Origin of the sequence: Microbulbifer echini (assembly GCF_041447225.1) — a bacterium.
Classification (GTDB): Bacteria; Pseudomonadota; Gammaproteobacteria; order Pseudomonadales; family Cellvibrionaceae; genus Microbulbifer; species Microbulbifer echini.
In genome coordinates this window covers 104,814-117,707 of record NZ_JBGMEL010000005.1, presented here as the reverse complement: position 1 = coordinate 117,707, position 12,894 = coordinate 104,814, and the positions used below count along the sequence as shown (strand labels likewise).

9 protein-coding genes and 1 tRNA gene are annotated in these 12,894 nt (G+C 53.7%); 8 read left to right on the top strand and 2 right to left on the bottom strand.

From position 1 onward, the window contains the following. The first annotated feature begins 73 nt into the window (after positions 1-73). Positions 74-149, top strand: a tRNA-Lys gene (locus ACCI51_RS06740). 107 nt (positions 150-256) lie between these two features. On the opposite strand, the gene ACCI51_RS06735 is transcribed toward ACCI51_RS06740, so the two are convergent. Next, a complete protein-coding gene (locus tag ACCI51_RS06735) occupies positions 257-1,390 on the bottom strand; it encodes an NAD(P)/FAD-dependent oxidoreductase (RefSeq protein WP_371843054.1) in 1,134 nt (377 codons plus the stop codon). Between the two features lie 158 nt (positions 1,391-1,548). Between ACCI51_RS06735 and nadA the strand changes: the two genes are divergently transcribed. Continuing rightward, on the top strand, positions 1,549-2,601 hold the full coding sequence (gene nadA, locus ACCI51_RS06730; protein WP_371843053.1) for a quinolinate synthase NadA: 1,053 nt from the start codon (positions 1,549-1,551) through the stop codon (positions 2,599-2,601). Between the two features lie 93 nt (positions 2,602-2,694). Here nadA and ACCI51_RS06725 read toward each other — a convergent pair whose 3' ends face one another. Continuing rightward, entirely contained in the window at positions 2,695-4,203 is a 1,509-nt protein-coding gene (locus ACCI51_RS06725) for a M48 family metalloprotease (protein WP_299579987.1), read from the bottom strand. A gap of 208 nt (positions 4,204-4,411) precedes the next feature. On the opposite strand from ACCI51_RS06725, the gene ACCI51_RS06720 reads away from it, so the two are divergent. The 6 genes from ACCI51_RS06720 to ACCI51_RS06695 all read left to right on the top strand — a co-directional run bounded on the left by ACCI51_RS06720 (position 4,412) and on the right by ACCI51_RS06695 (position 12,833). Then, the gene (locus ACCI51_RS06720; protein ID WP_371843052.1) at positions 4,412-4,690 is read left to right on the top strand and encodes a sulfurtransferase TusA family protein; all 279 of its coding nucleotides are present in this window, start codon (positions 4,412-4,414) and stop codon (positions 4,688-4,690) included. Between the two features lie 20 nt (positions 4,691-4,710). Further along, positions 4,711-5,796 carry an AI-2E family transporter gene (locus ACCI51_RS06715; protein WP_299580353.1) on the top strand — a complete coding sequence of 362 codons (1,086 nt, stop codon included), beginning with the start codon at positions 4,711-4,713 and terminating at the stop codon, positions 5,794-5,796. A 105-nt stretch (positions 5,797-5,901) separates the two neighbouring features. Continuing rightward, on the top strand, positions 5,902-7,005 hold the full coding sequence (locus tag ACCI51_RS06710) for a phosphoribosylaminoimidazolesuccinocarboxamide synthase (RefSeq protein ID WP_299579983.1): 1,104 nt from the start codon (positions 5,902-5,904) through the stop codon (positions 7,003-7,005). A gap of 606 nt (positions 7,006-7,611) precedes the next feature. Then, positions 7,612-9,468 carry a hypothetical protein gene (locus tag ACCI51_RS06705; RefSeq protein WP_371843050.1) on the top strand — a complete coding sequence of 619 codons (1,857 nt, stop codon included), beginning with the start codon at positions 7,612-7,614 and terminating at the stop codon, positions 9,466-9,468. Positions 9,469-9,876: 408 nt separating this feature from the next. Beyond that, positions 9,877-12,258, top strand: coding sequence for a marine proteobacterial sortase target protein (locus tag ACCI51_RS06700; protein WP_299579977.1), 2,382 nt, complete (start codon positions 9,877-9,879; stop codon positions 12,256-12,258). Next, positions 12,255-12,833: a class GN sortase gene (locus ACCI51_RS06695; RefSeq protein WP_299579974.1), complete on the top strand. Its 579-nt coding sequence runs from the start codon at positions 12,255-12,257 to the stop codon at positions 12,831-12,833. The genes ACCI51_RS06700 and ACCI51_RS06695 overlap by 4 nt, the downstream gene beginning before the upstream one ends. Positions 12,834-12,894: the final 61 nt, after the last annotated feature.

Here is a 12,894-nt window from a genome sequence, read left to right as displayed (position 1 = left end):
ACAGCTTTTACACCTCTGCGTGAGGGTGAAGGCATCCTAAGCTGGGACATACCAAGTTTTCCCAGTCACCATAGGGTCGTTAGCTCAGTTGGTAGAGCAGTTGGCTTTTAACCAATTGGTCGCTGGTTCGAATCCAGCACGACCCACCACTTCTTCTTAATTTCCCACTCTTATTTCTTGTCGCTTCTTCGTGTGAGCGGTCTCTTATATTTAATGCGTTTCTCCTAGAGCAATGTCTGGATTTCTTCAGGTTGGCTTAAGTGTGGGATTGGCCGCTAATGAAATTCGCCGCTATTTCCCCCAGGGAAAGGCAGCTGGTCAGGCCGGGGGATTCAATCCCAAAAAAAGCGACTAACTGTGGTTTCCCGTCACCGCCGCTTCGGAATAGCTTAAAGTCCTGTGGTGGGGCCCCCATGGGAGCGAGCTTTGGGCGAATACCGGCATAATCTGTACGCAGAGATCTCTCTGGAAGGGCGGGCCAGTAACGTTGAATACTGCGGTAGAATTTATGCCTGCGACGGCTATCCACCCTGTAATCAATCGCGTTTACCCACTCCACGTCGGGCCCGAAACGGGCATACCCCTGCAGATCCAGCGTGAGATGAATGCCCAGGCCACCCGGCTCCGGAAGTGGGTAAATTAAGTGTGAGAAGGGCGGTTTGTGGTCGAGGGAGAAGTAATTGCCCTTTGCCAGGTATTGAGTCGGAACTGCCTTGCGTATGCTCACGTCGTTGATATTGCTGAGCAATCCATGGCTGTGGAGCCCGGCAGCTACCACTAAGTGCGGCGTACCGAGGGAGTATCCATCCTCCATGGTCAGCTGGTAGTTGTCACTACCCCGCAATAATGCGATTACTTTTGTGTTTGGTACAACCTGGCCGCCCAGGGCCTCAAGAGCGCCCTGCAGCGCCAGTAGTAGGGAATGGCTGTCGAAAATGCCTGTGCTTGGTGAATAAATGGCACCGTGACATTGCAGCTCTGGTTCCATCGCCCTGGCTTCTTGTCCGTTCAGTAGCATTAGGCTGCCCGCGCCATTAGCATCGCCCTGTGCCTTTAGGGCTTTTAGTTGGGGTAACTGGGCTTTATCGGTGGCCAGGATCAGTTTGCCGATGGGTTTGTGTGGCACACCGTGTTCACGGCAGAAGCGGTACAGGCTGGCTTTTCCCGCAACACAAGCCCGGGCTTTTAGGCTGTTGGTCGGGTAATAGATGCCAGCGTGGATTACCTCGCTGCTGCGGGCGCTGATTTCGGTGCCTATGGCAGTGTGTTGCTCTAAAACCAGCACTCGATGGCCTCTGGTGGCCAGGGCATAGGCGCTGGCGAGACCGATAGCTCCGGCGCCAATTACAATACTCTCTACCATTTCCATAGAGGGGCCATTCGGCTGCAAGAAAGAGACTCTTTAAGTGTACTGGTTTGCCGGAGTGGGGTTTGCTGAGCGACTCATCCAGTGACGGGGTCAAACAGGTAGTGGTTGATATTTCAGGTGCGCTGATATGGCGCAACAATGCGTTATACTGCGCGTTTTTTCGCTAGTGGTAGTTAGCCATGACCCAAAAGTCCATTGTTGCAGAAACGGTTGATTCCCGCTCTTTGGTGCAGGCGCACTTTGCGGAGCCGGTTGTGCCCCAGTACAGTGAAGAGGAGCTGCAGGCCTGGCGCGATCGAATCAAGCGCCTGCTAAACGAGCAGAATGCCGTGCTAGTGGCTCACTATTACACTGATCCATTGATTCAGGCGCTGGCCGAAGAGACTGGTGGCTGTGTTTCTGACTCGCTGGAAATGGCCCGCTTCGGCGCTGAGCACAGCGCCGATACCCTGGTGGTGGCCGGGGTGAAGTTTATGGGCGAAACCGCCAAGATTCTAACGCCGAACAAGCGTGTTTTGATGCCAACCCTGGAGGCGACTTGCTCTCTGGACCTGGGGTGCCCCCCGGATGAATTTTCCGAGTTTTGCGACCAGCATTCCGATCGCACGGTGGTTGTCTATGCAAACACCTCAGCGGCGGTGAAGGCCCGTGCCGATTGGGTGGTAACTTCGAGTATCGCTCTGGACGTGGTGGATCACCTGGATGCCCAGGGTGAAAAAATCCTTTGGGCTCCAGATAAACACCTGGGGGGCTATGTGCAGCGTGAAACCGGTGCGGACGTCCTGCTGTGGGATGGCTCCTGTATCGTACATGAGGAGTTCAAGGCAAAAGGGGTTGAGGATCTGAAGGCCCTCTACCCGGATGCCGTGGTGCTGGTGCATCCGGAGTCTCCCGCTGCCGTTGTGGCTCTGGCCGATGTGGTGGGTTCTACCTCACAGATTATTAATGCGGCCAAGACCCGCCCCGAGAAACGCTTTATCGTGGCGACCGACCAGGGCATCTTCTACAAGATGCAGCAGGAGTGCCCGGACAAAGAGTTGATGGTCGCCCCAACCGCTGGAGCCGGCGCTACCTGTCGCAGTTGCGCCAACTGCCCCTGGATGGCGATGAACTCCCTGGAGAATCTCTGCGCTGTGCTGGAGCGCGGTGACAATGAAATCTTTGTGGACGCGGAATTGGGCCGCAAGGCGATGATCCCACTGCAGAGAATGCTGGATTTCCGCATGGGATAGTGCCCGGTACGGTGATCCTAGCGGACAGAGAAAGAGCGGCCATTGGCCGCTCTTTTTGGTTCTCCCGCCGCCTGAGGCATTTATGGTGCCGACTTAAAGCTCTTTGGCTTTCTCCTGCATCTTGATGACATCTTTGAGGCGCTGTTTCAAGATAGCGTTGGTCTGGTAGTTGTCTTTGGTCATGCGAATACCGTGGCGCAGGTGTTGCAGGGCCTTGTCGAAAACCCCGTTCAAAATGTAGTACTCAGCGCGAGCTTCATGCACTCCGACGATATCTCCGGCCAAGCCGTGGGTTTCAGCCAGCAGATACCATACGGTGGGGTCTTTCTTGCGTGCGCGGCTGTACTTGGCCAGCATGCGCTCTGCCGCGAGGAAGTTACCCGCCTTGAAGTGTGCATTGGCGAGTCCCATGAGCAGGGCGTGGTCGCCGGGGTTGCGGTCGAGGGCGTATTGCAGCCGTTGGGTGGCGCCGCTGTAGTCCCGGCGCACCAGGTCGATATCCGCGCGCGCCAGTACAAAAGCACCCTTGGAGGGTTCTTTGTCGAGCAGCGGCTGCAGGGTGTCCAGTGCATTGTCGGGCCTGCCGGCCGCCAGTTGCGCCAGAGCCAGGCCATAGCGAGCGGCGTCTTCGTTGTCATTGATACCGTTGAGCTCGGCCTGGAAACGTTTCACCGCCTGTTGAGGAGTGGGTTCGCCAGCGACACGAATACGGGCGCGCATCAGGTGGAAGTCGCGGCTGTCGCTCGGCGGTACAGTCTCCATTCGCTGGGAGCGGAGCTTGGCATCGGCGATTCGTTTTTCGGTAACGGGGTGAGTCAGGAGGAACTCGGGCGGACGCTGATAGTAGCGTGTGGCCTTGAGCATCTGCTCGAACATTTCACCGGCGGCATCTGGATCGCGCCCGGATGCCGCCAGGGTCTCGATACCGACTCGGTCCGCTTCTTGTTCGTTCTTGCGGCTAAAGCGCAGTTGGCTGTCCAGTGCCGCCGCCTGGGTGGCGGTCATGGCGGCGATACCCGCTCCGCCGCCAGCGGTGGCGGCAAGTACGAGGGCGCCGAGCATACCGGCCAGGGTGGGAATTCTGTTGTTGCGCTGCGCTTCGAGAGAGCGGGCATAGTGTCGCTGGCTGAGGTGGCCGAGTTCGTGGGCGATCACCGAGGCAAACTGGTCTTCATTTTCGGCGAACAGGAAGAGGCCTGTGTGTACCCCCATAATGCCGCCGGGGACCGCGAATGCGTTCATGGTTTCATTGTTGACCACGACCACATCGATATTCTTGTCTTCCAGGGGGGTGTAACTGGCGAGCTCTTTAACGGTTTTCTCTACATATTGTTGCAGAAGCGCGTCCGAGGATGTTTTTACCTGGCTGCGAAACATGCGCAACCACATCTGCCCGAGTTCCTTTTCCCGCTGTGGGGATACGACGCCGCTCGTGCTATCGCCCAGCTCCGGCAGGCGGATACCCTCCGGCTCAGTTGTGGCGGCGATAGGGGTGCTGGCAAGCAGCAGGCCGATACCCAGTGCCTTTATACCGCGGCGCAATCGCTGTGAGGGTGGCAATTTGTGTGATCGACGAGGCAGGTTTTTTTGTGGGTTAGTCATCTTGATTACTGCTCGGTCTGTCCGTGAAGGATCTATAGTCCAACTCTATACGCAACCCCGTTGAACTGTCGAGGTTTTGACCGGGTAGCCCCTAAAAGGTTCGGGTTTACGCCACGCGGTGGGTTAAAAAGCGTAAAGCTTTGGCGGTATCTGGCACGGATTCCGCGTTATAATCCACGGCTCTGCAAAATTTGTGACTGATTAATCAATGGTCGTGCCTTCCTCCGATACCATCCGTGAACAACCAGAGCCGGATTGGCGTGCCGCGGTGATGGTGGATGCCCGCCAGCTGCCGTGCCCGCAGCCTCTATTGGCCATGCGCAGAGCCCTAAACGAATATGAAACGGGTACTCTGCTGTGTGTTATGGCCACCGATGAGGGCTCCTGGCGAGACTTTCACAGCTTTGCCGCTCTGAGTGGCAGACCCCTGCTGCGCGCTGAAAGGCGTGATAATACCTTCCACTATTGGCTGTACGCTGGCAAATGAAGAATCAATCCCGAGAGTCTATGTTGTCGATTGTTAAAGGCTGGGTGAACCGTTACTTCAGTCAGGAGGAAGTGGTGCTGCTCGTGCTGCTTCTCACGGTAGCGCTGGTGATACTGGCCACGCTCGGAGCTGTACTGGCGCCTGTACTTACGGCCCTGGTTATCGCTTTTCTGATGCAGGGCATGGTGCAGAAGCTGAAGTCCTGGCGGGTGCCTCACTGGCTCGCGGTAACACTATCCTGCCTGGTGTTGGTCGGTGCCATCGTAGCGCTGCTGTTTGTAGTGCTGCCGATTATTTGGCGTCAGCTAGTGCGTCTCGGTGCGGAGTTGCCAAATATGGTGCAGCGCGGACAGGAGTTACTCTTGTTGTTACCGGAGCGCTACCCGCGCCTGGTCTCGGCTGCGCAGATCGATGAGGTATTCAATACTCTCGGCAAGGAACTCGGAGGCATGGGGCAGACCCTCCTGGCCTTCTCCCTCACCAACCTGCCCATTTTTGCCGGCTTGCTGATTTATGTGGTGGTGGTGCCGATTTTGGTGTTTTTCTTCCTTAAGGACTCGGATCAGCTAATTCGCTGGTGTACGTCTTTCCTGCCCAAACAGCGCCCGATGTTGCATCAGATTTGGCACGAGATGAACGATCAGGTGGCCAACTATGTGCGCGGCAAGGTGGTAGAGATCGGCATAGTGACGGCGGTGAGTTATGCCGCTTTCCTGTTACTGGGGGTGAATTATGCGCTGCTGCTCGCGGTGGCTGTGGGCTTTAGCGTATTGATCCCCTATATCGGTGCGGCGGTGGTGACTATCCCGGTGGCGGCTATCGGCTTGTTTCAGTGGGGCTGGAGCAACGAGTTTTTTTACCTGATCATGACCTACGGCATTATTCAGCTGCTCGACGGCAATGTGCTGGTGCCACTGCTGTTTTCCGAGGCGGTTAATCTGCACCCGGTGGCAATTATTCTGGCGGTCTTGTTTTTTGGGGGAATTTGGGGGTTTTGGGGGGTCTTCTTCGCAATTCCGTTGGCCACCCTGCTCAAAGCGATTATGACGGCTTGGCCCACCAGTGAGCACCAGGCGGAGTGGGAGGCCAAACGGATATCGGAATAACAGCCCCTGGCGCGGCCGGCCGATATCTTTTCTTTGTGTCCGCACGAGGCCGTTGTTAGAATGCCGCGCTTTCCTTTATTTGTCCCTCCAAATAGGTGAGAGCTCATGAGCCTGGCTGACAAAGTTCTAGCGGTCAATAATGACCTGCCGATCCGTACCGACAAGCCCATCCACAGCGGTAAGGTCCGCTCCGTTTACTGGTTGACCGAAGCCGATAGCCGTCGCCTGATCGAGGAGAAAGGATACCCGGTAGCACCGGATGCCCCTCTCGCGGTGATGGTCATTTCCGACCGCATCTCCGCATTCGATTGCATATGGACCGGCAAAGGCGGCATGCGCGGCGTACCCGGGAAAGGTGCCGCACTGAACGCGATTTCCAACCACTGGTTCAAGCTGTTCAAGGAGCAGGGCCTGGCCGACAGCCATATCCTAGATATTCCCCATCCCCTGGTTTGGATCGTACAGAAGGCCCGCCCGGTCATGATCGAGGCTATCGCCCGACAGTACATCACCGGCTCCATGTGGCGCTCCTACCAAAAGGGCGAGCGCGACTTCTGCGGTATCGAGATTCCGGATGGTCTGCAAAAGGACCAGAAGCTGCCCGAGCTGCTGATCACCCCCTCCACCAAAGGTATTCTCAAAGATATTCCCGGCGTGCCGGAAGCGGATGATGTGAATATCACCCGTAAGAATATCGAAGACAACGTCGACGCTTTTAATTTCCGCAGTGCAGGGGATATCGACCTTTACGAAAAACTGCTGAAAGAAGGTTTCGATGTGATCTCCGCAGAGCTGGAGAAGCTCGACCAAATTTTTGTCGATACTAAATTCGAATTCGGCTATGTCACCGATGCCAATGGTGAAGAAAAGCTGATTTATATGGACGAAGTGGGCACCCCGGACTCCTCCCGCATTTGGGACGGTGAGCAGTACCGCACCGGCAAGGTTGTGGAAAACTCCAAAGAAGGTTTCCGTCAGGCCCTGCTCAATTACTTCCCAGATGCCGATATTCTGCTGAATAAAGACCGCATGGATGAGCGCCTGGCCTTGGCCCGTGATAACGAGCTGCCGGAATCCATGCTGATGGATCTTTCTAAAACCTATGTCGGTATCGCGGAGAAAATTACCGGAAAGGAATTGAAGCTGTCTGATAATCCAAAAGCGGAGCTGGTTGAGGTTTTGCGCAAGGATTATGGGCTGATCGACTGACCGAGCCCTCATCGAAAAAAAACCGGCGCTTGCGCCGGTTTTTTTATGCCCGCTAATTCCCCCCCCCCCCTCAGTTTGAGGCTATGCCCAAAGGCATAATTTCTTCCTTACTGTGTTTTGCGAAAAAAAATACCAAGATGGTGCTGGAGGTTGCACTAGAAGGGTATCTGGGTGTTGTGCCAATTCCAGGATTTACTCCGTGACTTTAGAGATATCAGTCATGTAAGGCGCGGGGCATGAGCAGTGACACAATAAAATTCATGGCTTCTGAGAGGGCGGCTAGTCTTTTTCAAGGCGCTAACCTTAGATTAAATATTTTTTATGTTTCACTTTTCGCTGTGCCCACTGTGTAAACTTAATAAATATAGCGTTAAGAAAACACAATTCATTACTGTAAAGTGAAGATGTTTAATGTTGATAAAAACGATTAAGGCAACACTTCTATATAAGTGTCTACTCCCGTTCTGTATCCTTTTTATGGGTACTGCATGTTCCACCGGTTCAGACTCAAAAGGAGATGATAAATCGACAAGTGAAAATACTGTGACTGATTTTTACGCATATTACTCGCGAATGGATTCCGGTGAATCCTGGGAGGCTCACCAGATGGTCAGTGAGTTTGCTGACATCGTTGTAAACTTTTCTGACACTGAACAGTTCTATTTCTGGAGAGCTTCGAGCTATCTACCAAGGTGGCACACAGGTCAGGGTGTCAACTACGTGGAGCAACTCTTCGAGACGCGGGGGGATGGAGTCGGATTGCGTTGGGATAAACTCAATCGCCACTCTCATGTACGGATCATTCGCCAGTCACAAAACGACGTGGTAATACATTGGCGTTATGCACCAAAGTTTGATGTTCACAAGGATCCAATGCTGCCGGGTTGGACCGGATGGGTTGATGAATACTACACAGTGAAACCTGACCGAACGATCTTACGTGAGACATATGATCATGATAACGAGCGTAAGATTACTCATAATTTGACCTTAAATCCGAATGGCACTATCACTCAAGTTTCTGCTCAGCCGTCCGCTTACGTCTCACCTGTGCCCGAGTTTTATAGTGCCGATGCTTTGCCTGCGGGACCAGATTCAGGCTTTGGAGCGCAATACACTAAATTGGGATACGTCGGGGCATGGGATACAGGCCCAGAGGATCAATATCAGCCAAGGTCAAATTTGTGGAATGATAACTGGCAAGTACATGCCGATCCCGATGTGATTGTTAATTTTGATGGCAATGACACTAAGTGGGTATTTTGGCGAGGCTTAGGCTTTGTGCCAAGTTTGGTTTCTGAAAACGGTGCATGGTTCAGTAATGAATTCAATGAAAGTTGGGGGTGGCCGGAAATGTGTGAAAGTGGTGGTGCTGAACCCATGAATGATAAGCAGGTTCGCTACAGTCATGTTCGCGTCATTGAAAATACTCCTGCAAGGGTCGTGGTTCAGTGGCGATATCATCCCACCGGTATTTGTTACAACTTAATTGATACGGAAGACTCGCCAGATGGATGGGGTGCAGCGTCAGAATTTGTTTTTTATATCTATCCAGATGGAACGGTGCTTTCCCGAAACACGTTATTCAGTCAGCAAGTCAATACCTACGGTGATGCTCCCAATGGGTTCGAATACCATGAGGCTATGATTATTCACAGTGCCGGCAAAGATCCATGGGATAACATTGAGATTGACAACACGCTCACGCTTGTAAATATGAATGGGCAGGCAGAAAGTTATGATGGGGCCAATGGTGGGATTAATAACCGAGGTAGTGAGGCTTTTGAACTACCTTTACAGGCGAATATAGCTCGTATTAATTTGAAAGATACAGAGTTTGACACCTTCACGATTATGGAGCATGGTGGTTCGCTGGAGATTATCCCCTATTCTGAAGTGGGTTTCGAAGAAGAATATCCAGATCATCACTTTGTGCGCTGGGATCACTGGCCGGTAAACCAAATACGCGCGTTTGGTCGTGGAGCCTCCGATTCGCTTTACCCAAGTCATACATCATTGTTTCATATGGCTTTCAATCCACCGTTTAAGCAAGATGATTTTTCGCAAACCCGGCTACTGCTTACTGGATTATCTAATATGTCAACTGCACAAGTGACCAAGCTGGCGAAATCCTGGTTGCAGGCACCTGTAGTTGCCAATGTTACTGGCTCATCAGACTACGGTTATGATGAGGCGCAGCGAGCGTATTATTTTGATGCAAGCGACTCACTGTCTTTTCGTTTAAGTGGCTCAAGCGCTAACCCAGTATTTAATCCTGCGTTTGTGTTGGAGGGCTGGGAAAATGAAAGTGATATTGTGGTGAAGATAAATGGACAGGCTACCGATGACTTTAAACGGGGTAATATTAGAGGTGCATCGGGTAAAAAAATTACTATCATCTTCTTGCCATTAAATTCGGATAGTGAAACGGATATCGAAATTTGTAAGGCCAAGGATTGCTGAAGTGATCGATTGTTTCGATATTTTCCATTGGTATAAGATGTGTCATTTTGGTCATAGGAAGAGATTGGCGTGAAATAAAAGACCTTTAGAGACTCTCTGAATAATCTCGCAATATCCTTGTGTGATGATTGCAGCGCAGCAGCCCTGCCCGGTGGGGTTGCCGGTGAGCTTCACGCTCCGCGCTGTGATATTTTGACGGATCTAGATATTTGAGCCTAGATTGTAAATCTGCGTTTAAAGCTGAGAGTTATTGCAGGATTACCTGGTACCCCTGAAATATGTCAAAGTATCCCCTCCGCCACAATTCGTCATTATTCCTCCCGGCTTTCACCCGATTCCCTGCCGTCTTTCGCCCGTTTTAGCGTTTTTAATTCCTTTAGCTTCCAGTTTAAAAGTGGAGAGAAGTTTGTGAACAGGGTGATATTGTTTGGGCAGCGTTTTCATAAAGATGAGCTGATGTTGCCGACGGAAGAATACTATCGTCGCCGTCAGAAAAGCGGGGGTGTGGGCCGCTGGTTATTATTTATTGTGGTTGTATTGGCGGTAGTGATTGCGGCTATTGGTGCCGAAGTGAATGCCCAGGCGCTTGACGACGCGGCGGATAGTGGCGATGAGGAAGCTGTCGAAGCTATCACCCTAGGTGAGGTGAAAGCAGGGAATTTGTTGTTTACTGGCGGTGAAGCGGGGAAATATATTCCGGCGGTACACCAGGATAGTCGGGTCAGTATTGCTGTACGCGGCCTGGTGGCAGAAGTGTGGCTACAACAGGCATTCCAAAATACCAGTGAAAACTGGCAGGAGGCGATTTACGCTTTGCCACTACCGGATCGAGCCGCAGTGACCGGCCTCGAAATTCAATTGGGTGAGCGCCGTATTGTCGGCAAGGTACGCGAACGAAAACAGGCGGCGAAGATTTATAAGGCCGCGCGCGCGGCGGGTAAGCGCGCGGCTCTTCTGGAGCAGCAGCGCCCCAATTTGTTTACCAATAAAGTGGCCAATATCGCACCGGGGGAAACAGTACAGGTGAATATTCGCTACTTACAGCCAGTAGTCTATGACAATGGTGTCTTTTCACTGCGTATGCCTACGACTCTGACTCCGCGTTACATACCCGGTGAGCCGGTTCCCTTTAATACTCTTGGTGGTACCGAACAGAAACTGGTCACAGAGGGCAGTGGCTGGGCTTTGCCTACGGACCAGGTAAAGGACGCTCCGGCGATTTCACCGTATATGCAGCCGGCAGCAGAGCGGGAGGTTGTGGGTAGTCATAATATCGAGATAGAGGTGGAACTGGAGGGTGGTCTGCCACTGGTAAAAATTGCTAGCCCCTACCACGACATTACGATCGATGAGAAAGCTGGGGAGCATTATTCCATTCGCTTGCGCGATGGTGCTGTGAAAATGGATCGGGACTTTCTCTTAAGCTGGCAGGCGGAGCCCTCGGCGATGCCGCGTGCAGCGTTATTTAGTGAGCGTGTCCGCGAAGAAGAAATTGGCAATGAAGAAAATGCGGGTGCAAAAGCCGGTAGATATCTGCAGGTAATGTTACTGCCGCCGGATGAGGGTACCCGCGCCCGGCGCCTGCCGCGGGAAGTCGTTTATGTGATCGATACTTCTGGCTCAATGGGCGGTAATTCCATTCGACAAGCCAAGGAGAGCCTGGTCTTGGCACTTTCCCGCTTGCAGGCTAACGACCGTTTCAATGTGATCGAGTTTAACAACAGTCCCCGCGCTTTCTTCACGCGTCCTGTGGTCGCAAGTAAGCAGAATGTTCAGCGCGCACGCCGGGAAATTGAACGGTTAAATGCCGATGGGGGCACCGAGATGGCTTCGGCTCTGCGTCTGGCGCTTGGGCAGCAGTTGCCCGATGAGACCAGTCTGGTGCACCAGGTAGTATTTATCACCGATGGCGCCGTGGGTAACGAGCAGGCTTTGTTTGAGTTGATTAATCAGCACCTGGGTAGTGCGCGCCTGTTTACCGTAGGCATTGGCTCCGCGCCCAATAACCACTTTATGCGCAAGGCTGCACAATTTGGTCGCGGTGCCTTTGTGAGCATCGGCGATATCTCCGAGGTGCGTGGGCGTATGCAGACTCTGTTCGCCAAGCTCGAAAACCCCATGGCCACCGATCTGCAGTTGAGCTGGCCTCAGGGGGTGGTTGCGGAGGCCTACCCGAAGCGTATTCCGGATCTGTATCGCGGTGAGCCGCTGCAGCTGGTAGCCAGGATTGAAGGCGATGAAATGCAGGGAGAAATCCAGTTGCGTGGGCGTATGGCAGGCAAACAGTTTGTGCGCAAGCTGGTATTGCGCGCAGGGCAGTCGCCCAGCACTGTCGGAATCGGCAGTCTTTGGGCGCGTAGCAAGATCGAATCTTTGCGTGATCGCCAGACCCTGGTGGGGGAGGGTAGCAACGCGGGATTGGCGCTGCGTGAACAAATTCTGCACCTCGCCCTGGGGCACCAGATCGCCAGTCCCTATACAAGTTTTGTCGCGGTTGAGGAAGAGGTCGTGCGCAAGGCGGGTAATGAGTTTTCCCACAGTTCGGTTGCCAATACGATGCCTAAGGGGCAAGTATTGCAGCGCCAGGCTTACCCGAGCACGGCTGCGGGGGTGTACGCTCAGTTGCTCGCGGCCCTGAGTCTGCTCAGCCTGGCAGCACTGTTGCGCCGTGGGCGCAAGGTTCGCGGTAATTTATTGCGTGAGCTGCGCCAGCAATTGCGCAGAGTTGTGCCGGATATACGTCGACCTCAAGGTGGCCTTGAGGCTCGAATCAGGAATATTCGCGGATGATCCGCCCCCTGCTTTTCCTGTTGTGTCTGGCGGCGGGGCTTTGGCAGCTGGGTTCTGCGGGCTGGTTACTGGCCAAGGCGCAGTTGGCCCAGCGGCTGATCGCCGAGGCCTGGGAGACACAGCTGCAGGACGGGGTTCCACAAAAGCCCTGGCCCTGGGCGGATACCCGGCCGGTGGCCAAGCTCAAGTTGGAGGGGCAGCGCCCGCTGGTTGTGCTCGCCGGCGGCAGTGGTGCGTCCCTCGCTTTTGGCCCTGGGCTGCTGGCGGGCTCCGGCAAGCCGGGGGACTTTCGCACCACGGTTATTGCGGCACACCGGGATACCCACTTCGCCGGTCTGCAATCAGTGCGGCGTGGCAGCGCCATTTACTTGCAGGATGAGCGCGGCCACTGGCATACCTATCGGGTTAGCGAGTTGCGTATCGTTAATAGTGAACGCGAACGCCTCCCGGTTTTTGCTGAGCGGGGATTGCTGCTCGTGACCTGTTACCCCTTTGATGCCGTCGCGGCGGGAGGGCCTCTGCGCTATTTGGTCTACGCTGAATATCAATCTGGAGGGGAGGTGGTGCGGTTGTGACTGGTCTCTGTATCTGGGACTCGATTTTGTAGTCCGTTTTCTCGAAGTTCCCATAAAATAT

Excerpts from the sequence above, each read along its gene's own strand:
- ACCI51_RS06715 (WP_299580353.1), top strand. The coding sequence starts at position 4,711 with ATGTTGTCGATTGTTAAAGGCTGGGTGAACCGTTACTTCAGTCAGGAG.
- ACCI51_RS06695 (WP_299579974.1), top strand. The coding sequence starts at position 12,255 with ATGATCCGCCCCCTGCTTTTCCTGTTGTGTCTGGCGGCGGGGCTTTGG.
- ACCI51_RS06720 (WP_371843052.1), top strand. The coding sequence starts at position 4,412 with ATGGTCGTGCCTTCCTCCGATACCATCCGTGAACAACCAGAGCCGGAT.
- ACCI51_RS06710 (WP_299579983.1), top strand. The coding sequence starts at position 5,902 with ATGAGCCTGGCTGACAAAGTTCTAGCGGTCAATAATGACCTGCCGATC.
- ACCI51_RS06705 (WP_371843050.1), top strand. The coding sequence starts at position 7,612 with ATGGTCAGTGAGTTTGCTGACATCGTTGTAAACTTTTCTGACACTGAA.
- nadA (WP_371843053.1), top strand. The coding sequence starts at position 1,549 with ATGACCCAAAAGTCCATTGTTGCAGAAACGGTTGATTCCCGCTCTTTG.
- ACCI51_RS06725 (WP_299579987.1), bottom strand. The coding sequence starts at position 4,203 with ATGACTAACCCACAAAAAAACCTGCCTCGTCGATCACACAAATTGCCA.